This window comes from Burkholderia sp. MSMB1589WGS (assembly GCF_001636105.1).
GTDB lineage: Bacteria > Pseudomonadota > Gammaproteobacteria > Burkholderiales > Burkholderiaceae > Burkholderia > Burkholderia humptydooensis.
In genome coordinates this window covers 132,534-152,105 of the sequence record NZ_LNJT01000008.1, presented here as the reverse complement: position 1 = coordinate 152,105, position 19,572 = coordinate 132,534, and the positions used below count along the sequence as shown (strand labels likewise).

The following is a 19,572-nucleotide window of genomic DNA, read 5'->3' as shown; positions in this document are numbered from 1 at the left end:
TGTTGCCCGCCCGACGCGATTTGCCGCGATCCGCCGCGTCCGTTCCCGTCAGGCGGAAGGCGCGATCCGCTGCGCCGCGCGCCGCGCCGCGACGACGATCAGCTTCATCGTCGCGCGCGTCGCGCCGACGAACAGCTTGCGCGCCGCCCGCTCGTCGAACGCGTCGAAGTCGACTTCGGTCAGGATCACGCACGGCGCCGCCTGCCCCTTGAATCGATAGATCGAGTCGAGCAGCACGTCGCCTTCCCGGTATTCCGGATTCCCGAACAGATCGTATTTGCCGGTGAAGCTCTTCACGCGGTGCGGGCCGAGCTGGTCGAGCGCGGCGAGCGCCGAGCCCTCGCGCCCCCTGAACGACAGCACCGCGATGTCCTGCTTGCGAAAGCCGAGCGCGAGCGCGTGCGTGATCGCGCGCTTCGTTGCGTCGATGCACGCTTGCGCGGCCGATTCCGCGTCCGCCGCGTCGTACGCGGAAATCGAGATCTCCGATCCGCCGAACGGGCTGCCCGACGCGAGTTCGGCCGCGAGCGGCTCGACGCTGCCGACGACGTCGCGCACATAGTCGAGGATGTCGCGCGGGCTGCGGTAGTTGGTTGTCTCCTTGAGCGTCACCCAGCCGGGCAGCGGCACGCTGTCGCGCATGTAGAGGTTCTGCAGCGGGTCCTCGAGCCACCACCATGCGCCGTCAGGCGCGACGAGCCGCTCGAGCGCGCCCGCCCACGACGGCTGGAAGTCCTGGCCTTCGTCGACGATCAGCGTATCGAACCGCCAGCGCTCGGCGATCGGCGTTTGCGCGAAGCGCGCCTCGAGCTGCGCGAACGCGTCGTGCGCGCCGAAGTCGGGGGCGTGGCCGCCGTCGCGCGCGATCCAGTCGCAGAGCTGATGGTAGTTCGCGATCGTCGCGCCCGCGGGCGCGATACGCGCGACGTGGTCGGCGAGCGGCCGGTTGAAGCACACGTACAGCACGCGCTTGCCGGCCGAGATCGCGTCGCGCATCGCCTGCACCGCGAGCTGCGTCTTGCCGGAGCCCGCGGTCGCGATCACGCGCAGCCGGAACGGCGCGAACGCGAGCCGGCGCGCCCACGCGGCGAGGCCGCCCGCGAGCCGCGTGACGAGCGTGTCAGCCTGGCCGACGAGCGCGCTCGTGTCCGGCGTGAGCGACAGCTCGTCCGCGAGGAAATGGTGGATCTTCGCCGCGCTCGGAAAGGGCGGCTCGTCGGCGGGCAGCGCGTCGACGATGCGCGCGGCGAGCTCGTGCCTGCGCGTCGCGTCGACGATCCGCGCGGGCGCGACGCCCGCGATCGCGGGATTCCTGATCGTGTAGTCCGGGCAGTACAGCAGTTCCTCGACGCCGTAAGCGCCCGCGCCGAGCGCGGCGGTGAGCCGGCGATGCAGGTTTTCGAGCGTGCGCGCGAGCTGGATCGACACGTTGCGCTCGGTCTGCAGATAGACCTTGACGAGCCCCTTCGGCGTCTCGCGCAGGAAGCCCGCCTTCTGCTCGATCACGAGCACGCGCCCGGCCGGGCTCACGATCACGAAGTCGGCTTCGCCGAATACCGAGAAGTTCTGGTCCGCGCGCGTCCAGTGCACGCCGTGATAGACGGTGTACGCGTCGGGCAGTGTCCGCTCCAGCGTCGCGAGCGTTTCGCGCTCGCGCTCGGCCGCGCCCGTGGCGGCGAGGTTCATCCAGTCGTCGGGAATGATGCGGGCCATGTCGGGTCCTGGCAGGGCGTGCGTTGGGCAAGGGTCGCCGTATTGTACGCAGGCGCGTGCGGGACGGGGCGCGCGGCGAAGGCGCGGCATGCCCGACATCCGCGGGCCGGCGCGCATGCCGCGCGCTTTCGCCGTCACGCGCGCGACAGACGCTTCGCGAGATCGGCGCTCAGGATCGCCATGCGGGCGGGTTTCTCGTAGCAGACGACGTCGTAGACGCGGATCACTTCGCTGATCTCGGCTTCGCTCGCGCGGCCCGTCAGCAGGTCGCCCGTCAGCACGAAGATCGGCGCGCCCGGATTGTCGGACGCGCGCACGGCCTGGATCGCGTCGGCGGCGTTGCGGCCGTCGAACATCCACTCGGTGACCACCGCGTCGAATGCCTGGCCCTGCAGCGCATCGGCGAACGCATCGACGCTGCCAAAGCGCGCCGTCACGAAGCCCTGCTCGTCGAGATAGCGGCAGACTTCGTCGGCGCTCACGCTGTCGGCGTCGATCACGGCGACGAGCAGCCTGTCGCTTTCCGCGCGGCGCGGATAGATCTCGATCTTGTGAACGTCGTATGCGTTCTGGTAGAGCACGCCCGTGTGGCGCAGCACGCGCCAGCGGCCCTGCTGTTCGTACGCGACGAATTCGGGGCGCGCGCCGGCGTCGAGGAGCCCGCCGATCCATGCGGTGCACGCAATCTCGGCGATGCCCGCATACAGCACCGCGTCGCGCGCGCATGCGCCGACCATGCCGGGATCGAGCGCCTGCGCGCCGAACAGTTGCGCGGCGGGCTCGCCATACGCTTCGGCGACTTTCTTGATTTGCGCGAGCGTCCAGGGACTGCTGCCGCGCAGCTTGCGATGCCCTTGCGAAAAGCTCAGGTCGAGAATTCGGCAGAGCTCGGTCGTCTGCTGACGCTTGCCGATGCCGTGGCGGGTCATCAGCTCGCGCACGCGCTCGGCGACCGCAAGGGAATCCGTGGTGATTGCTTCGTTGGTCATGCTGCGGGAACGGCTCGGATCGAATGATTCAGAACGGAGCGCCTGATGGCGCACGGTACGGCATCATCGGATGCCGTCGGATGAAGCGAGCCGACCGGCCACGCATGGAAAGATAACTTTACCGCAAAACAAAGTTCGTCCTGCGCACTAGTGTGCGTTTTTCTGTGAAAGGTGTTTCTTGAGGTTACTGTGACGGGTTTTCGCCGATGGCGTTTTCGTCGAAACTTCCGACATGACCACGACCTATCCGCTTTACAAGACGCTCGCGTGCGCCGACGAGCCGTTTCCCGCCCAGGCCGACGTCGTCATCGCCGGCGCGGGCATCATGGGCTGCGCGGCCGCCTATTATCTCGGGTTGCGCGGGATAAAGGCGGCCGTGTTCGACAAATCCCGCATCGCGGGACAGCAGTCGGCGCGCGCATGGGGCTTCGTGCGCCAGCAGGGCCGCGAAGCCGCCGAAGTGCCGCTGATGATGGCCGGCATGCGCCTGTGGGAGGGGCTCGAGCGCGAGCTCGGCGCCGATCTGGAATGGCGGCAGGGCGGCTGTCTCTATATCGCCGACAACGACGACGATTGGGCGTCGTTCCAGCAATGGACGGATGTCGCGCGCGCGCACGGGCTCGATACGCGCACGCTCGCGCGCGCCGAGATCGATGCGCACGTGAGCGGTCTTGCCGCGCCCGCGCTCGGCGGCCTCTACACGGCGAGCGACGGCCAGGCCGAGCCGCGCCGCGTCGCCGCGGCGTTCGCCGCGCGCGCGATCGAAGCCGGCGCGCGTTTCGTCGAAGGCTGCGGTGTGACCGCGATCGACACGTCGGGCGGCGCGGTGTCGGGCGTCGTCACCGAGCGCGGCGTCGTGAAGGCGCGGCGCGTGATCTGCGCGGCCGGCGCGACGAGCTTTCGTCTGCTCGACGGCGTCGGCATCCGGCTGCCCCAGCACGCGGTGCGCGGCACCTGCATGCGCACGAATGCGCTGCCCGCCGTGTCCGCGTCGACGATCTGGGGGCACGGCCTCGGCATCCGGCAGCGCGCGAGCGGCGCGATCAATCTCGCGGACGACATGCAGGTGGACGTCGACGTCACGCTCGGCCATCTGCGCGGGCTGAGCCTGTTCCTGCCCGAGCTGTGGGCGCAGCGCGAAAAATTCCGCTTTCGTCTGAACGGCGCGGCGTGGCGCGATCTGAAGGCGCGCATCGCGGGCGGCGTATCGGCGATCGAGCCGCGCGATCCGAATCCGCAGCCGAATCCCGCGCATGCGCCGCGCGCGCTCGCGAAGCTGAAGGCGATTTTCCCGGCACTGCGCGATGCGCAGATCGTCGAGGCGTGGGCGGGCCTGATCGACGTGCTGCCCGACGGCATTCCGGTCATCGATGCGCCGCGCGCGCCGGACGGGCTCGCGATCGCGACCGGGTTCTGCGGGCACGGCTTCGCGATGGGGCCGATTGTCGGCCGCCTGCTCGCCGAGTGGGTCGACACCGGCGCGACGTCGCTCGATCTGTCCGCGTTTCGCGCGGCGCGCTTCGTCAACGGGACGATGCGGCGGCCGGCGAGCATGCTGTAGCGTCGATGTCCGCTCAAGACGATGACGGCGGCGCCGGCGGCCGCGGCTTTCGCCGCGCGCGGCGCCGTCTCGCGGCGTAAAATCGCGACGCCCGGTTCTGGAGAAAAGCATTGGCTTCGCCATCCGAATACCGCAAGTCGCTGCGATTTCGCCTGCGTCGCGCGCGCACGCCGTGGAAGGCGCCGCGCCCGCGCACGCTGTTCACGCGGCCCGCCGCGTCGCCGCTGCGCACGCTGACGTTTCGCCTCGCGCTCGTCGTCGGCCTGTGCGTGCTCGCGTTCCTCGTGCTGTATCTCGATCGCGACGGCCTGCGCGATTCGACGAAGAGCGCGCCGATGAGCATCGCCGATCTCGTCTATTTCACGATGGTGACGGTCGCGACGGTCGGCTACGGCGACATCGTGCCCGTCACCGCGCGCGCGCGTCTCATCGACGCGTTCTTCATCGTGCCGATCCGCATCGGCATCTGGTTCATCTTTCTCGGCACCGCTTATCAATTCGTGATTCAACGAGTCATCGAGGAGTACCGCATGAAGCGCCTGCAAAAGAATCTGCGCGATCACGTCGTGATTTGCGGCTACGGGCTGAGCGGCTCGATCGCCGTGCGCGAGCTGCTCGAAAGCGGCGTCGATCCGGCGACGCTGGTCGTCATCGATTCGCAGGAGCAGGCGCTCGAGGCGGCCGCCGCGCTCGGCGTGACGGGCCTTTGCGGCGACCCCGCGCACGAGGATCTGCTGCAGCAGGCGCAGGTGCGCAGCGCGAAGGCGGTCATCATCTCGGTCACCGACGATCCGACCGCGATCCTGCTTACGCTGTCGGTGCGCAGCATCGCGCCCGATACGAAGATCGTCGTTCGGATCCAGGAGAACCTGTATCAGCGGCAACTGCGGCAGGCGGGCGCGGACGTGATCGTGTCGTCGACGAAGATCGGCGCGCTGTTGCTCGCCGACGCGGTCGAGAGCCGCTACATCGTGCCGTTCGTCAACGACATGCTGTCCACGCGCGGCCGCGCGACGCTCGTCGAGCGGCCGGCCGCCGCGCACGAAATCGGCTGCATGTCGAACGCGGTGACGGGCGCGCTTGTCGTCGGGCTCGATCGCGGCGGCAAGATCCTGTCGTTTTACGAAGATCCGCCGTGCCGGATCGAGGCGGGCGATACGCTCGTCGTGATCCAGTCGACGCGCGCGATGGAGCGCGCGGGCATCGAGCTCGCGGACTGAGCGCGGCGCGGCGGGCCGACGCGTCGGCCACGCGCCGCTCAGTTCGCCGCCGCGGCGGCAAGGGGCGCCGGCGCTGTGCCCGGCTTCACCGCGACCGATTCGCGCACGAGCGCGGCGAGCCGCTCGGCGTCGTGCTCGGGGACCCAGTGCGTCGCGTGCGGCAGCACTTCGAGCCGGTACGGCCCGCTCACGAAATCGCGCGCGAGCTCGGCGCCCCGCCGCGACAGCGCCGCATCCCGCGCGCCCCAGACGTGCAGAACGGGCACGGGCACCTTGCGGGTCAGATAGCCGGGCGGCGTCAGCGCGATTGCGCGATACCAGTTGAGCGACGTCGTCAGCGCGCCCGTGTCGACGATGTCGGCATAGACGGCTTCCACCTCGTCGCGCGTCATGCCCGTGCCCGTCAGCATTTTCTCGAACAGCCCGCGGCAGCGCGTGACGAACAGCTCCGGCAGCTTCGGCAACTGGAAGAGGCCCATGTAATACGAGCGGAACAACTGGTCGCTGCTGAGCATCGAGCGCATGAACGCGCCCGAGTGCGGCACCGACACCGTCGTCAGCGTGCGCACCGCGGCGGGATGCCGGCCCGCGAGCGCCCACGCGACGGCCGCGCCCCAGTCGTGCCCGACGACGTGGACCGGGCCGCCGCCGAGCCGCTCGATCAGCGCGACGACGTCGCCGACGAGATGCGGCATCCGGTACGCGGCGACGCGGCGCGGGCGGGCGAGCGGCGAGTAGCCGCGCTGGTTCGGCGCGATGGTTCGATAGCCGTCGGCGTTCAGCAGGGCCGCGACGCGCGTCCAGCACTTCGCCGTCTGCGGCCAGCCGTGCAGCAGCACGATGATCTCGCCGTCGGCCGGGCCTGTATCGACGACGTCGAAAGTCAATCCTTCGTGACTGAACGAACTCACGCGGCGCGCATCATCCATGATCGGATCTCCTGATTTTTGACGTCGATATCGTGTGACCGGCGTGCGCACAGTGCGCGCGGCGTCGGAAAAGTCTAGTGGGCGGTTGCCGGTTTGCCTATTGGATATTCGTGATGTGATTCATTGACGATCCGGAAATTGCGGGCCGCACGCGCGACGGCGCTCCCGCCGACGCGCACGGCGATGCCCGCGGCAATTGGGGGAAAACCTCGAGCGCGCGGCGTCGGCACGAGGATCGACGCCGTGTAGCATCCGAGCCGGCCCGGAATCCACTACGATCCTCTTTTCAATTTCAGGACAGGAGAGCGGCATGAGCGAACGGGACCGCGAGCAAGGCAAGGCGCGCCGGACACAGGTGATGGGCGACGCGTTCGTCGAGCGCGCGATGAGCAATCTGGACGGCTTTTCGCGGCCGTTGCAGGACTGGCTGAACGAGCACGCGTGGGGCAGCACGTGGCAGCGCGGCGGCATCGACCTGAAGACGCGCAGCCTCTGCACCTGCGCGATGCTCGCGGCGCTCGGCCGCGGCCACGAGCTCAAGGGGCATGTGCGTGGCGCGCTGAACAATGGCGCGACCCTCGTCGAGATTCGCGAGGTGCTGCTGCACAGCGCGCTGTATGCGGGCGCGCCGGCGGCCGTCGAGGCGTTTCGCCACGCGCGCGAAGTGATCGACGCGCTGGGGCTCGATGTGCCTGACGACGGCGCGTGACGGCGCCGCGGCGTCGCACGGTCTCGCGGCGTCGGCCGGCCGCGCTTGCGCGGGCGGCTGAACGCTTGCGAACCGGCGCACATCGGTGATACTGATGTCGCGACGCCCGGCGTCGCCGGCAACGCGAATGTGCAGCCGAAGCGCGGCGGCAAGGCATCGCCGGGCATCCGCCGCGCGGCCCGACCCTGGGGCCGACACGCCTTGGATTCCCACCTTGGACAAGAGGACACCCACGATGACGACAGCGATTTTCGACGCGGCGCAGACGGCGCGCGTCACGCCTTTCGCCGGGCTGGTCGACGCGTTGCGCGCGGCGGCGCGCGATGCGGCCGCGGGCCGCATCGCGAGCCCGGCGCGGCTCGTCGTGCCGCTCAACGAAGGCGGGGTCATGCTGTCGATGCCCGCGTCGGCGCCCGATCTCGCGATCCACAAGCTCGTGACCGTATGCCCGCGCAACCGCGGCGGCGATCTGCCGACGATCCAGGGGCAGGTGAGCGTCGTCGATCCGACGACGGGCGCGCCGCTCTTCGCGCTCGACGGGCCGACCGTCACCGGCCGCCGGACGGCCGCGGTCACGCTGCTCGCGATCCGCACGTTCCTCGCCACCGCGCCGCGCGACGTGCTGCTGATCGGCGCCGGCACGCAGGCGGCGCACCACGTCGACGCGCTCGCCGCGCTGTTTCCCGGCGTGCGCGTGCGCGTAAAGGCGCGCGCGGCTGCACGGGCGGCGGCGTTCTGCGAGCGTCTGCGAACGGTGCTGCCGACGCTCGAGCCGCTTGGCGGCGACGCGCTGCCCGACACGCTCGACGCAGTCATCACGTCGACGACGAGCGCGACGCCCGTGTACGACGAGGCGGCGCGGGCGGGGCGGCTCGTTGTCGGCGTCGGCGCGTTCACGCCCGACGCGGCCGAGGTCGGCGCACGGACGATCGCGGGCAGCGCGCTCTACGTCGACGATCCGGCGGGCGCGCGCCACGAGGCGGGCGACCTGATCGCCGCGGGCGTCGATTGGGCGCGCGTGCGCTCGCTCGCCGACGCGCTGCGCGCGCAGGACGAAGCGCGCGCGGCGGCGACCGTGCCCGCTTCGACATCGACATCGACATCGACCGGGCCGGCGCCAGGCGCCCCCGTGTTCTTCAAGAGCGTCGGCTGCGCGGCGTGGGATCTCGCCGCGTGCCGCGTCGCACGCGCATTCACTTGACGCATTCGAGCGTGTACTTGAGCGCGGGGCCGATCAGGCGGCGCCACACGTCCCATCTATGCGCGCCGTCGACGATCCGCAGCGCGGCGGGATTCTGCGCGCGCCGCAGGCTCGTGTAGAGCGCGCTCGATTCGGCCTGGATCGACAGGTCGTCGTCGCCGGCGGCGATGAACATCCGCAGCCGCAGCGGCTGCGCGAAGTAGCTGCGCCACAGCGCCGGATAATTGAGCTCGTGCCAGACCTTCGGATCGAACTGCCGGTCGCCGAACACGCCGACGTAGCGCGCGGCGGAGCTCGAGGGCGGCTCGTTCGCATAGATCGCGGGGCTCAGCAGCATCGCGCCGCAGAAGCGCTCCGGCTCGAGGAACGCGAAGCGCAGCGCGCCGTAGCCCCCCATCGACACGCCGCCGATCGCCCGTCCCGCGCGCTGGTTCGACACCGCGTAATGCGCTTCGACGTCGGGAATCAGGTCGTCGAGAAACGCGCTCTGCATCTTTTCCTTGCGATCGACGTACCAGTCGGTGCCGCCTTGCGGCATCACGATCACGACGGGCGGAATGTCGCGGCGCTCGATCAGCGCGTCGGCGGTGAGCTGCAGGCGGCCCTGCGTGATCCAGTCGTTCGCGTTGCCGGCGTTGCCGTGCAGCAGATACAGCACGGGATAGCGCGCGCCTTCCGGGTTGTAGCCGGCCGGCAGATAGACGGAGTACGACCAGTCGCGGTGCAGCGCGGGCGAGCGGAACGTGCGGGTGACGATGCTGCTGGCGGGGGCCGCGTGCGCGGCGACGGTGAGCGCGGCGGCGAGCAGCGCGACGAGAGGCGGGACGAATCGGCGCATGACGGCGTAATGGGTATGGACGCGGATATGCTAGCAGCGGCGAATGACGGCCGTATGCGGACTTTCAGCGTCTCGGGCGGCGCAGCGGCAGTCGCAATGGCAGCCGCAGCGGCCGCCGCCGCCGCGATTGCCGGACGAAGCCGGACGCCCGCGCGACGAGCGGCGCGTACAGCTTCGCGACGACATACAGCAGGCCGACCGCGGCCGCGTCGGCGACGAGGCCGAGCCGCGCGTCCAGATAGCCGTCCGTCGCCGTGTACAGCAGCGAATCGACGAGCAGCGAAATGCCCGTGCCGGCGACGAAGCACAGCAGGCCCTGACGGCCGATCGTGCCGATCCACGGCATCGCCCGCGCGATCCGGTGCATCCAGCCGAGATGGACGAGCTTCGCGGCGAGCCAGGCGATCGCGATGAAGTTCGCGAGCCGCAGCGCGCCGAGATTCTGCTTGATCGACGGATCGGTCGGGAACGGCTCGACGCGCAGCCGGTAGTACGCGCCCGCCGCGACGACGACGAGCGCGGCCGCGGTCGCGAACCAGCCGACCGGCCGTTTCGCGAGCACCAGGTAGATCGGCTGGCAGCGCGCGATGATGCCGAGCACGAACAGGAACTGCCACGCGAACGGATTGAAGTCCCACGGCACGCCGTCGACGGTCGGCAGATAGCCGGCGATCTTGCGCGCGGCGAGCCACGTCGCGGCGCTCGCCGCGACGAGCAGCCACCACCAGCGGCCGCGCGCGACGGGCAGCGCGAGCGGCACGAGCAGCGCGAAGAACGCGTACATCGGCAGCACCGACGCGAGATACGGCTGGCGCCTGAGCAGCAGGATGTCGCGCAGCGCGGCGAGCGGCGCGTGCATCACCCCGTCGAGATCGTTGGTCGGCATGTTCGGCGCGTCGATCGCGAACGCGTTCAGCACCGCCGTGATGAAAAGCATCAGGCCGGCCGTGAACAGGAACGCGCGATAGATTTCAAACGCGCGTTTGATGAAGCGCTGGCGCGCGGCGGCCTCGGTGTGGCGCGCGGCGAGCGAGTTGTACGCGATCGCGGTCGCGAAGCCGCCGAGGAAGACGAACACCTCGGCCGCGTCGCACAGCGCGTATGCGTGCAGCGTGACGCGCGACAGCATGCTGCCGCCGATGTGATCGACGACGATGACGAGCAGCACGAGACCGCGGAAGAAGTCGAGCTCGGCGTAGCGTTGGGCTGGCGCGGCGTTCATGCGGCGTCGCGTGTGCGCGACGCGCGGCGGACGCGGTGCGGGGCCTGGGCGGCAAAAACGGGGACGGACAAACGGCGCATGACGAAGTGCGGCATCGCTACATGATTGGATTCAGACGACGATGGTCGCGCATTGTGCCATCGATGGCGAGGGTTACGGGTTTACGCGAAGTTACAAACGATTCTGACAAAACCCCGACGCATCAGTTGGCAATACGCAACGGAATGTAAAAAAAGTGATGCACCAACATGGACGCTGCATTTTTTGCATGACAGTATTTCCCTCACCGCAGTAATCCCGCGATATGGGCCGTGGCGACGGGATGCGCTGAAAATGCCCCAGGACGGGGCGCAGAAACGCCGAACGCATCGTGGCGGCCTGGCATTCGCGAGGCCGCCGAATCAAGGTCTGGAGACATCGATAATGAAAAAGCACGTCATTTCCGCTGCCGCATTGCTCGCCTTCGCCGCGCCGGTTTTCGCCCAAAGCAGCGTCACGCTGTACGGCGTGATCGACGAGGGCTTCAACTACACGAGCAACGTGAACGTCAACGGCGTCGGCAAGAGCAACTACCAGCTCGCGAGCGGCTTTGCGCAAGGCAGCCGCTGGGGCCTGCGCGGCTCGGAAGACCTGGGCGGCGGCCTGAAGGCCATCTTCACGCTGGAAAACGGCTTCGACGTGAACAACGGCCGGCTCGGCCAGGGCGGCCGGATGTTCGGCCGCCAGGCGTTCGTCGGCCTGTCGCATGCGCAATACGGTTCGCTCACGCTCGGCCGTCAGTACGATTCGGTCGTCGACTACCTCGCGCCGCTGACCGCGAACGGCAACTGGGGCGGCACGCTGTTCTCGCACCCGTTCGACAACGACAACACGGATAACTCGTTCCGTGTGAACAACACGATCAAGTACGCGAGCCCGGACTGGAACGGCCTGCAAGTCGGCGGCACGTACAGCTTCAGCAATGCGACGGGCTTCTCGAACAACCGTCAATACAGCATCGGCGCCGCGTACACGCTGGGCGGCCTGCAACTCGCGGCCGCGTACCTGCAGGCGAACAACCCGGGCAAGACCGCGGGCGGCGCGATCGCCGACAACGACGCGAATTTCACGGCCGACCGCCTGCGCATCTTCGGCGGCGGCGTCAACTACACGTTCGGCCCGGCGACGGTCGGCTTTGTCTATACGAAGACCGACGTGAAGAACCCGGTCTCGACGGTCTATCTGCCGACGGCGACGTTCGCGGGCCTCGGCCTGACCGCGACGAAGTTCCAGAACTTCGAAATCAACGGCAAGTACCAGTTGACGCCGGCGCTCTACATCGGCGCGCAGTACGTGTACACGGACGGCAAGTTCGACGCGGCCGCGGGCACCGTGAAGCCGAAGTACCACACGGTCGGGCTGATGGCGGACTACAACCTGTCGAAGCGCACCGACGTCTATCTGCAGGGCGCATACCAGAAGGTCGCGGGCGACAAGACGGGCACGATCGCGGACGGCGGCTACGTCGTCGGGACGGATGGCCCTTCGGCGTCGGCAAACCAGTTCGCGGTCCGCGCGGCGATCCGCCACAAGTTCTGATTCATCCGGCGGCACCGAACTGCGCGCGTGAGAACGCGCCGCCTCGCGGTTCGCGCCGTATTTCCGAGCCGCAAGCGAACGGCGACCGACGAACGCCTGCCGCCGAGCGGCCGCAATCAGGCCGCAATCAGGCCGCGAACGACTCGCCTTTGCCCGGATCGGGCGCGAGAAACGCGATGAAGTCGCGCGTGTACTTCGGCAACACGTCGAAGCTGCGCGCGCAGATCGTCAGCCGGCGGTGCGCCCACGGGTCCGTCAGCTCGATCAGCCGGATCTGCATCGTCTGCTGCGCGCGCAGCGCCGCGTGGCGCGACACGATGCCGATCCCGACGCCGCGCTCGATCAGCCGGCAGATCGCGTCGAAGCTCTTCAACTGGACGCGATAGTCGATTCGCTTGCCGAGCGCCTTCGCCTGCTCGGCGAGATGGACCTGCAGTGCGCTGCCGTCCGTCATGCCGATGAAGCCGGCATCGACGAGTTCCGCGAACGCCACCCGCTCGCGCGCGGCGAGCGGGTGGTCGAGCGCCGCGACGGCGATCAGCCAGTCCTCGCGAAACGGCATCTGCTCGAGCCCGTCGAGGCCGACCGAATCGGCGACGATCCCGAAATCCGCGGTCTTGCCGCGGATCGCATGAACGATCTCCTGGCTCGACCGTTCCTCGACGCTCACCGACAGCTTCGGATGGCGCGGCAGGTATTCGGCGAGCGCGTCGGGCAGGTATTCGCTGAGCGCGGCGGTGTTGCTGAGCAGGCGAATATGGCCGCGCAACCCTGCGCCGAACTGCTGCAATTCGCCGCGCATGTGGTCGATCTGCTGCAGCACGACGCGCGCGTGATGCTCGAGCGCGTGGCCGGCTTCGGTCGCGCGCGTGCCGCGCTTTGCGCGCTGCAGGAGCGGCACGCCAAGCTCTTCTTCCATGCCGCGGATCCGCTCGCTCGCGGATTGCAGCGTCATGTGCGCGCGCTCGGCGCCTCCCGTGATGCTGCCGGCTTCGCAGACGTGCAGGAAGAGTCGCAGATCGGTCAGGTCGAATCGCATGGGGCTGACTTGCGTTGTCGTTGTAATGGCCGATAAGGTAACAGGATTGCGGGCCGTCGCGGTCAGGCAGCGCCTGAGGCCCGCTTCGCGGGTTCCGCATTTTCGTGCGACGAATTGCCGCGCATCATGTCCGCTCGTTCGTCGACATGGAGTCGCGCATGCGAAGCAACTCGTCTTGGCTGCTGGCGTTCAAGGTCGCGTTGCATATCTTCTTTCTCTGTTGCGGCATCGCTTTCGCGTATTCGACGCTGACCACGCCGGACCCGTGACGCATGCGGCCCTCCGAGCGCACGCACATCCGCTGCACGCCGGTTTGTCGCGCGTCGAGGCCGCGCGCGTTGCGTCGCATCGGCGAATTATTTCGTTCGCCATAAGATTTGATCCACTCAATTTCTGCTGCCGCAATTCCCGCTGCGATTTTGTCATCATTCTTGCATCCGGTTACACGCGCTCCTGACGAATTTTGAGATGCTCGGAAAATTCAATGACCGGAGTTGTCTCGAGCATGAGCAAGAGCAAGAGCGAGATCGACCGCAGTGTTGCGTGGCTATCCGGCGTGGCCGCCGCGCTCGTCGTCGCGGGCTGTGCGACCACGTCGCCCGTCACGCCGACCGATACGCTCGCCGGCGCGGCCGCCGCCGCGTCGTCGGCAAGCGCCGCGCAGCCCGCGGCCGCGCCGCCGCCGGGCGACGTGGCGCAGCATCAGGAGCAGGCGGCCGCGCCGGCGCCCGTCGCGACGCGCTACGTCGTGAAGCCCGGCGATACGCTGTCGGCCATCGCGGATGCGAACGGCTGCGCCGTGCGCGATCTGCAGAGCTGGAATCGGATGGGCCGGCGGACCCGGATCGGCGTCGGGCAGGTGCTGCGGATCGCGCCGCCGGGCGCGGAGCGCGCGGCCGCCTCTCAGTCGGCAAGCGGCGCGCGCGTCGCGCCCGTTGCCGGCGCGGCGGCGTCATCGGCCGACGCATCGCAGCCCGCATCGGCGCCCGCATCGGCACCCGAAAGCGCCGCGGAGCGCGCGGCGGACCATCGCGTCGTCCAGGAAACGAAGCGGCATGCGCAGTCGATCGCGCTGGCCTGGCCGGCGAAGGGCGCGGTCGTCGAAACATTCCAGCCCGGCCGCAATCGCGGCATCCGGATCGTCGGGCACGCGGGCGACCCGGTGCGCGCGGCGGCGTCCGGCCGCGTGATGTATGCGGGCACGGGCCTGAACGGCTACGGCACGCTGATCCTCGTCCAGCACAACGCGGATTTTCTGACTGCTTACGCGCATAACCGCAAGGTGCTCGTGAAGACGGGCGACGTCGTTCAGCAGGGCGAACAGATCGCCGAGATGGGCTCCGGCGACAGCATGCGCGCCGGGATGCTGTTCGAGGTGCGGCGCGACGGCAAGCCCGTCAATCCGATGCAGTACCTGGCGGGCCGGCAGCAGGGATAGCGCAACGCGTGCGCCGGGCCGACGTGCGTCGCACGACATCGTGCGCGGGGGCGCTCACAAATCCGCACGCATTCGTGTGACGAGAGCTGATACGCTTGCGGGTCGCGATGTCAGTGCACGGGCATCGCGGCGCGATTCACGCCCGTTCAATCTCCTCGCTATCCACCTGATGAATCATTCTCCGTTACGCCGCTCGCTGCTCGTTGCAGCCGTTTCCGCACCGCTCGCCGGCGCATGTGCGCCGCTGCGCGGCAACTCGAAAAACGTTGCCGCCGAGCGGCAATTGCGCGAACTCGAATCGACGTTCGACGGCCGCCTCGGCTTCGTCGCGCTCGATACCGCGACAGGCGCGCGCATCGCGCATCGCGCCGATGAGCGCTTTCCGTTCTGCAGCACGTTCAAGATGATGCTATCGGCCGCGGTGCTCGCGCGCAGCGCCGACGACGCCGCGCTGCTGCAGCGACGGATTCCGTACGCGAAGCGCGACCTCGTCCGCTATTCGCCGATCACCGAGCGGCACGTGGGCGCCAGCATGACGGTCGCCGAGCTGTGCGCGGCGACGCTTCAGTACAGCGACAACACCGCGGCGAACCTGCTGATCGATCTGCTCGGCGGCACGCAGGCCGTCACCGCGTATGCGCGCTCGATCGGCGACGCGACGTTCCGCCTCGATCGCCGCGAGACCGAGCTGAACACGGCGATTCCCGGCGACGAGCGCGATACGACGACGCCCGCCGCGATGGCCGCGAGCGTGCGCCGGCTGCTCGCGGGCGATGCGCTCGGGGCCGCGCAGCGCGCGCAGCTCAACGCGTGGATGCTCGGCAACAAGACGGGCGACGCGCGGCTCCGCGCGGGCGTGCCGGCCGGCTGGCGCGTCGCCGACAAGACGGGCACGGGCGATTACGGGACGGGGAACGACATCGGCGTCGCGTATCCGCCGGATCGCGCGCCGATCGTGTTCGTCGTCTACACGACGATGCGCAGTCAGAACGCGCCGGTGCGCGACGACGTGATCGCGGCGGCGGCGCGGATCGCCGCGCGGGCATTCGCCTGACGGCGCGCGGCCGCGCGCGTCGCCATTCGAGCGTCCGGTAGGAGTCCGGTCGTGTTCGTGTGCGCCGCGAGCGGATGCCCGTATCGTCGCGCCGCGAGCGGTGGTCTGCCGCGCGCCGGTTATCCGGCGCGACATCGCCGTCGACATCGGCTCCGACTCCGACAACACGCAACGCGTGACGTGGCCAGCGGACAGTGCGGCCTGTTTGTCGCACGTGACGCGATTCGCGGCGCTGATGCCTGCGATCGTCTGCGATAGCGGCGCGATGAAGGTGCGCCCAAACCGGGTTCGGCAACGTCCGAATCGCGTGCGCAAGCCCGCGGCAACGCCTGTTTCAATGCCTGCTCGATGCGTTCGGCCCATGCCGGCCCGGCCTCGCTGCGCGTGCGGCGAGGGCGTGGCGACGCGACGTCCGACGCCGGTGCTCGCGCAACGCCCGCATTTCGCTTATCGTGACGGCTCGCCCGCAGGCATCGCGTGCCGAATTGCCTGCGCGTCTCCGAGTCTCCCGAGTTTCGTCGTCGACCGCCATGCGCCGCCTCCCGCCCTTGAACGCCCTGCAGATCTTTGCGACGGTCGCGCGCCATCGCAGTTTCACGCGAGCCGCCGACGCGCTATGCGTGACGCAAGGGGCGATCAGCCGCCAGATCCAGTCGCTCGAAGCGCATTACGGCTTTCCGCTCTTCATGCGCCACGCGCGCGGCCTCACGCTGACGGCGGAGGGCGAGCAACTGCTGCCCGTCGTCGTCGAGAGCTTCGCGCGGATCGAGGACATTTCGCTGAAGCTCACGCGGCAGCGCACCGATCTCGCGCTGAAGGTGCCGACCTGCGTGATGCGCTGGGTGCTGCCGCGCATCATGCGCTTCCAGCGCGAGCATCCGGACCTGCACGTGCAGATGACGACCACCTGGGGGCACGACGTCGACTTCCAGAGCGAGCCGTTCGATGCGGCGATCGTCTACGGGACGTCGCCCGGCCCGGACGTGACGGCCGTGCCGCTGTTCGACGAGCGGCTCACGCCCGTATGCTCGCCGGATTGGCTGAAGGACAGGCCGCTTGCGCACGCCGGCGACCTCGCGCGCCATACGCTGCTGCATCCGACACGCGATCATCGCGACTGGCGCCGGTGGCTCGAATACGCGGGCGTGGCCGACGTCGATCCGGATCGCGGGCCGAGCTTCGACTCGCTCGATCTCGCGACGAGCGCCGCGACGCAGGGCTTCGGCGTCGCGCTGGGCGATCTCACGCTCAGCGAAGAGGATCTCGCCGCGCGGCGGCTCGCGACGCCGCTCGACATCGTGCAGAAGACGGGCGCGCGTTATTACTTCGTGTATCCGGATAGCGTCGCGCGACAGCAGAAGATCCAGCGCTTCAGCGCGTGGCTCGACGCGAATCGCGACTGACCGGGCGGCGCGTCCGATGCGGCGACGAGGCGCGCCGCGATCGGTCAGCCCGCGCGCCGATAGCCTTGCGTCGCGCGCAGCAGCGTGCGCGTGTACTCGGTGCCGACGTGCGCCGCGCGCACGTCGTCGATCCCGAGCTGCTCGACGAGCGCGCCGTCGCGCATCACCGCGACGCGGCTGCACAGGAACCCGACGACGGCGAGGTTGTGGCTCACGAGCATCATTGTCAGCCCGCGCTCGCGATGCAGCCGTTTCAGCAGATTCAGGATCTCCGCCTGCACCGACACGTCGAGCGCCGACGTCGGCTCGTCGAGCAGCAGCACGCGCGGCTCGACGATCAGCGCGCGCGCGATCGCGACGCGCTGCCGCTGGCCGCCCGACAGTTGATGCGGATAGCGAAAGCGGAACGCGGGGCCGAGGCCGACTTCGGCGAGCGCGCGCGCGATTCGCTCGTCAGCGTCCGGCATCCGGTGGATCGCGAGCGGCTCGCGCAGCGTCTCGTCGACGGTGAAGCGCGGGTGCAGCGACGCGTAGGGGTCCTGAAACACCATCTGCACGTCGCGCCGGAACGCGCGGCCGAGCTTGCCGCCGACCGGCCGCGCGCCGATCGACAGCGTGCCGCCCGCGAGCGGCACGAGGCCCGTCAGCGCGCGCAGCAGCGTCGACTTGCCGGAGCCGGATTCGCCGACGAGCCCGAACGCCTCGCCCGCGGCGACGGCGAGACTCGCGCCGCGCACCGCGTCGACGTGGCCGGTGCGGGTCGGAAAGCGGATCGATACGTCGTGGATGTCGATCATCGGTGCGCCGCTCATCGTGCCGCCTCCGTCAACCATGCCGGATCGCGCTCGAGCACCGGCAGCTCGTCGGGCGGATTCGCGAGCGGCGGCGTCGCGGCGAGCAGGCCGCGCGTGTACGGATGCGTCGCGCGGACGAGGTCGCGCGCCGCGCACGTCTCGACGATGCGCCCCGCGTACATCACCGCGACGCGATCGCAGAACGACGTCACGAGCGGCAGGTCGTGGCTGATGAACACGAGGCCCGTGCGATGGCGCGCGATCATGTTGTCGAGCACCGCGAGCACCTGCATCGACACCGCGACGTCGAGCGCCGAGGTTGGCTCGTCGGCGACGAGCAGGCGCGGGCCCGTCGACACCATCATCGCGATCATCACGCGCTGGCCCATCCCGCCCGACAGCTCGTGCGGATACGCGTCGGCGACGCGCGCCGGATCGCGGATCTCGACCGACGCGAGCGCATCGACGATCCGCGCGCGCAGCGCGCGGCCGCGCAGGCGGGGCTCGCGCAGCCGGAACGCCTCGGCCATCTGCTTGCCGACCGTCATCACCGGATTCAGCGAATATTTCGGGTCCTGCAGGATCATCCCCATCGCGCCGCCGCACAGCTTGCGCCGCTCGCGCGCGCCGAGCGCGAGCAGGTCGCGGCCTTCGAAGCGCAGCGTCCTGGCGCGCCACTGCGCGGCGGCGGGCAGCAGGCCGAGCAGCGCGCGGCCCGTCAGCGACTTGCCGGAGCCGGATTCGCCGACGATGCCGAGCCGCTCGCCCGGCGCGAGCGTGAGCGACAGATCGCGCACGGCCTCGACGAGCGTGCCGTCGTGCGTGCGAAACCCGATCTGCAGCCCGTCGATCTCGCAGAGCGGCGGCGTGTTCGGGGAAGCGGGGCAAGCGGACATGTCAGGCTCCATGACGCGGATCGAAGACGTCGCGCAGACCGTCGCCGAGCAGGTTGAGCGCGATGCTGACGACGAGGATCGCCGCGCCCGGCAGCGTCGCGACCCACCACGCGTCGAGCAGCACGTTGCGGCCGGACGCGACCATGAAGCCCCATTCGGGGCTCGGCGGCTGCGCGCCGAGCCCGAGAAAGCCCAGGCCCGCGACGGTCAGGATGATGCTCGCCATGTCGAGCGTCGCGCGCACGATCACCGACGACAGGCAGAGCGGCACGACATGGCGCAGCACGATCCGCAGATCGGACGCGCCTTGCAGCCGCGCCGCGTGGATGAAGTCCGCGTTCGCGATGCGCAGCGTCTCCGCGCGCGCGAGCCGCGCGTACGCGGGCCACGCAGTGATCGAGATCGCGACGACCGCGTTGACGACGCCCGGCCCGAGCGCCGCCGCGAACGCGAGCGCGAGCACGATCTTCGGGAACGCGAGCGCGACGTCGGTGATCCGCATCAGCGCGCTGTCGACGAGGCCGCCGCAGTAGCCGGCCGTCGTGCCGATCGCGAGCCCGATCGGCACGACGATCGCGACAACGAGGATCGCGATGCCGAGCGTGAGCCGCGAGCCTGCGACGAGGCGCGAGAGAATGTCGCGGCCGAGCTGGTCGGTGCCGAGCCAGTGCGACGGCGAGCCGGGCGGCAGCAGCCGGTCGGCGAGCACCTGGCGCAGCGGATCGTGCGGCATGACGAGCGGCGCGACGAGCGCGACCGCGACGAGCATGGCGAGGATCGCGAGCCCGAAGAGGTTCAGCGGATTGCCGGCGAAACGGCGCCAGCGGCGGTACGCGAGGCCGAGCGTCGCCTGCCGGCGCGACGCGGGCGCGTCGGACAGGAGCCACGCGCGCAGCGTCGCCGTGGCGGGAGTCGGAGCGGAGCGATCGGATGGAGCGTTCATGTGCATGATGAATTCGAACGGACGGACGGGCGCGGCGCGCGCCGG

General features: G+C 69.6%; 19 protein-coding genes. 8 read left to right on the top strand and 11 right to left on the bottom strand.

Going from position 1 to position 19,572, the window contains the following annotated elements; translation table 11 throughout:
• Positions 1–48: 48 nt before the first annotated feature.
• A complete protein-coding gene (locus WT16_RS18690) occupies positions 49–1,713 on the bottom strand; it encodes an ATP-dependent helicase (RefSeq protein ID WP_015603306.1) in 1,665 nt (554 codons plus the stop codon).
• Positions 1,714–1,847: 134 nt separating this feature from the next.
• Positions 1,848–2,702: a helix-turn-helix domain-containing protein gene (locus tag WT16_RS18685; RefSeq protein WP_006027393.1), complete on the bottom strand. Its 855-nt coding sequence runs from the start codon at positions 2,700–2,702 to the stop codon at positions 1,848–1,850.
• 232 nt (positions 2,703–2,934) lie between these two features.
• Here WT16_RS18685 and WT16_RS18680 point away from each other — a divergent pair, with 232 nt between their 5' ends.
• Together WT16_RS18680 and WT16_RS18675 are read left to right on the top strand one after the other, a co-directional pair.
• Positions 2,935–4,263 (top strand): FAD-binding oxidoreductase, encoded by a 1,329-nt coding sequence (locus WT16_RS18680; RefSeq protein ID WP_063533941.1) that lies wholly within the window; start codon positions 2,935–2,937, stop codon positions 4,261–4,263.
• A gap of 110 nt (positions 4,264–4,373) precedes the next feature.
• Positions 4,374–5,483: a potassium channel protein gene (locus WT16_RS18675; RefSeq protein WP_063533940.1), complete on the top strand. Its 1,110-nt coding sequence runs from the start codon at positions 4,374–4,376 to the stop codon at positions 5,481–5,483.
• Positions 5,484–5,521: 38 nt separating this feature from the next.
• Here the strand turns inward: WT16_RS18675 and WT16_RS18670 are convergent, their stop codons facing one another.
• The gene (locus WT16_RS18670; RefSeq protein WP_063533939.1) at positions 5,522–6,412 is read right to left on the bottom strand and encodes an alpha/beta fold hydrolase; all 891 of its coding nucleotides are present in this window, start codon (positions 6,410–6,412) and stop codon (positions 5,522–5,524) included.
• Between the two features lie 310 nt (positions 6,413–6,722).
• On the opposite strand from WT16_RS18670, the gene WT16_RS18665 reads away from it, so the two are divergent.
• Both WT16_RS18665 and WT16_RS18660 read left to right on the top strand, forming a co-directional pair.
• Entirely contained in the window at positions 6,723–7,121 is a 399-nt protein-coding gene (locus WT16_RS18665) for a carboxymuconolactone decarboxylase family protein (protein ID WP_006027388.1), read from the top strand.
• A 235-nt stretch (positions 7,122–7,356) separates the two neighbouring features.
• The gene (locus tag WT16_RS18660) at positions 7,357–8,322 is read left to right on the top strand and encodes a delta(1)-pyrroline-2-carboxylate reductase family protein (RefSeq protein ID WP_063533938.1); all 966 of its coding nucleotides are present in this window, start codon (positions 7,357–7,359) and stop codon (positions 8,320–8,322) included.
• On the opposite strand, the gene WT16_RS18655 is transcribed toward WT16_RS18660, so the two are convergent.
• The 3 genes from WT16_RS18655 to WT16_RS35050 all read right to left on the bottom strand — a co-directional run bounded on the left by WT16_RS18655 (position 8,315) and on the right by WT16_RS35050 (position 10,787).
• Positions 8,315–9,160 carry an alpha/beta hydrolase-fold protein gene (locus WT16_RS18655; protein WP_063533937.1) on the bottom strand — a complete coding sequence of 282 codons (846 nt, stop codon included), beginning with the start codon at positions 9,158–9,160 and terminating at the stop codon, positions 8,315–8,317. The genes WT16_RS18660 and WT16_RS18655 overlap by 8 nt on opposite strands.
• 64 nt (positions 9,161–9,224) lie before the next feature.
• Positions 9,225–10,382, bottom strand: coding sequence for an OpgC domain-containing protein (locus tag WT16_RS18650; RefSeq protein ID WP_063533936.1), 1,158 nt, complete (start codon positions 10,380–10,382; stop codon positions 9,225–9,227).
• Positions 10,383–10,553: 171 nt separating this feature from the next.
• Positions 10,554–10,787 carry a hypothetical protein gene (locus tag WT16_RS35050; protein ID WP_082743563.1) on the bottom strand — a complete coding sequence of 78 codons (234 nt, stop codon included), beginning with the start codon at positions 10,785–10,787 and terminating at the stop codon, positions 10,554–10,556.
• A gap of 18 nt (positions 10,788–10,805) precedes the next feature.
• On the opposite strand from WT16_RS35050, the gene WT16_RS18645 reads away from it, so the two are divergent.
• Positions 10,806–11,960 carry a porin gene (locus WT16_RS18645; RefSeq protein ID WP_015604066.1) on the top strand — a complete coding sequence of 385 codons (1,155 nt, stop codon included), beginning with the start codon at positions 10,806–10,808 and terminating at the stop codon, positions 11,958–11,960.
• A 127-nt stretch (positions 11,961–12,087) separates the two neighbouring features.
• Here the strand turns inward: WT16_RS18645 and WT16_RS18640 are convergent, their stop codons facing one another.
• Together WT16_RS18640 and WT16_RS33810 are read right to left on the bottom strand one after the other, a co-directional pair.
• Complete coding sequence (locus WT16_RS18640) at positions 12,088–12,999, bottom strand: LysR substrate-binding domain-containing protein (RefSeq protein WP_063533935.1); 912 nt, start codon at positions 12,997–12,999, stop codon at positions 12,088–12,090.
• Positions 13,000–13,123: 124 nt separating this feature from the next.
• Positions 13,124–13,348, bottom strand: a complete 225-nt coding sequence (locus WT16_RS33810; protein WP_063533934.1) for a hypothetical protein — start codon at positions 13,346–13,348, stop codon at positions 13,124–13,126.
• Between the two features lie 135 nt (positions 13,349–13,483).
• Between WT16_RS33810 and WT16_RS18630 the strand changes: the two genes are divergently transcribed.
• The 3 genes from WT16_RS18630 (at position 13,484) to WT16_RS18620 (ending at position 16,894) form a co-directional block, all read left to right on the top strand.
• Positions 13,484–14,437 carry a peptidoglycan DD-metalloendopeptidase family protein gene (locus WT16_RS18630; protein ID WP_063533933.1) on the top strand — a complete coding sequence of 318 codons (954 nt, stop codon included), beginning with the start codon at positions 13,484–13,486 and terminating at the stop codon, positions 14,435–14,437.
• A 169-nt stretch (positions 14,438–14,606) separates the two neighbouring features.
• Positions 14,607–15,491, top strand: coding sequence for a PEN family class A beta-lactamase, Bpc-type (gene blaPEN-bpc / locus WT16_RS18625; RefSeq protein WP_063533932.1), 885 nt, complete (start codon positions 14,607–14,609; stop codon positions 15,489–15,491).
• 530 nt (positions 15,492–16,021) lie between these two features.
• Positions 16,022–16,894, top strand: coding sequence for a LysR substrate-binding domain-containing protein (locus tag WT16_RS18620; RefSeq protein ID WP_063533931.1), 873 nt, complete (start codon positions 16,022–16,024; stop codon positions 16,892–16,894).
• A 44-nt stretch (positions 16,895–16,938) separates the two neighbouring features.
• Here the strand turns inward: WT16_RS18620 and WT16_RS18615 are convergent, their stop codons facing one another.
• Genes WT16_RS18615 through nikC form a run of 3 tightly spaced genes read right to left on the bottom strand, consistent with a single transcriptional unit; the run spans position 16,939 to position 19,527 of the window.
• Positions 16,939–17,706: an ABC transporter ATP-binding protein gene (locus tag WT16_RS18615; RefSeq protein ID WP_197486491.1), complete on the bottom strand. Its 768-nt coding sequence runs from the start codon at positions 17,704–17,706 to the stop codon at positions 16,939–16,941.
• A complete protein-coding gene (locus WT16_RS18610) occupies positions 17,703–18,596 on the bottom strand; it encodes an ABC transporter ATP-binding protein (protein WP_167359323.1) in 894 nt (297 codons plus the stop codon). Before WT16_RS18610 ends, WT16_RS18615 begins: the two co-directional genes overlap by 4 nt.
• Positions 18,586–19,527: a nickel transporter permease gene (gene nikC, locus WT16_RS18605; RefSeq protein ID WP_063533930.1), complete on the bottom strand. Its 942-nt coding sequence runs from the start codon at positions 19,525–19,527 to the stop codon at positions 18,586–18,588. Before nikC ends, WT16_RS18610 begins: the two co-directional genes overlap by 11 nt.
• Positions 19,528–19,572: the final 45 nt, after the last annotated feature.

Coding starts and splice junctions, on each gene's coding strand:
- WT16_RS18690 (WP_015603306.1), bottom strand. CDS start 1,713: ATGGCCCGCATCATTCCCGACGACTGGATGAACCTCGCCGCCACGGGC.
- WT16_RS18685 (WP_006027393.1), bottom strand. CDS start 2,702: ATGACCAACGAAGCAATCACCACGGATTCCCTTGCGGTCGCCGAGCGC.
- WT16_RS18680 (WP_063533941.1), top strand. CDS start 2,935: ATGACCACGACCTATCCGCTTTACAAGACGCTCGCGTGCGCCGACGAG.
- WT16_RS18670 (WP_063533939.1), bottom strand. CDS start 6,412: ATGGATGATGCGCGCCGCGTGAGTTCGTTCAGTCACGAAGGATTGACT.
- WT16_RS18665 (WP_006027388.1), top strand. CDS start 6,723: ATGAGCGAACGGGACCGCGAGCAAGGCAAGGCGCGCCGGACACAGGTG.
- WT16_RS18660 (WP_063533938.1), top strand. CDS start 7,357: ATGACGACAGCGATTTTCGACGCGGCGCAGACGGCGCGCGTCACGCCT.
- WT16_RS18655 (WP_063533937.1), bottom strand. CDS start 9,160: ATGCGCCGATTCGTCCCGCCTCTCGTCGCGCTGCTCGCCGCCGCGCTC.
- WT16_RS18650 (WP_063533936.1), bottom strand. CDS start 10,382: ATGAACGCCGCGCCAGCCCAACGCTACGCCGAGCTCGACTTCTTCCGC.
- WT16_RS18645 (WP_015604066.1), top strand. CDS start 10,806: ATGAAAAAGCACGTCATTTCCGCTGCCGCATTGCTCGCCTTCGCCGCG.
- WT16_RS18640 (WP_063533935.1), bottom strand. CDS start 12,999: ATGCGATTCGACCTGACCGATCTGCGACTCTTCCTGCACGTCTGCGAA.
- WT16_RS33810 (WP_063533934.1), bottom strand. CDS start 13,348: ATGCGACGCAACGCGCGCGGCCTCGACGCGCGACAAACCGGCGTGCAG.
- WT16_RS18630 (WP_063533933.1), top strand. CDS start 13,484: ATGACCGGAGTTGTCTCGAGCATGAGCAAGAGCAAGAGCGAGATCGAC.
- blaPEN-bpc (WP_063533932.1), top strand. CDS start 14,607: ATGAATCATTCTCCGTTACGCCGCTCGCTGCTCGTTGCAGCCGTTTCC.
- WT16_RS18620 (WP_063533931.1), top strand. CDS start 16,022: ATGCGCCGCCTCCCGCCCTTGAACGCCCTGCAGATCTTTGCGACGGTC.
- WT16_RS18615 (WP_197486491.1), bottom strand. CDS start 17,706: ATGAGCGGCGCACCGATGATCGACATCCACGACGTATCGATCCGCTTT.
- WT16_RS18610 (WP_167359323.1), bottom strand. CDS start 18,596: ATGGAGCCTGACATGTCCGCTTGCCCCGCTTCCCCGAACACGCCGCCG.
- nikC (WP_063533930.1), bottom strand. CDS start 19,527: ATGAACGCTCCATCCGATCGCTCCGCTCCGACTCCCGCCACGGCGACG.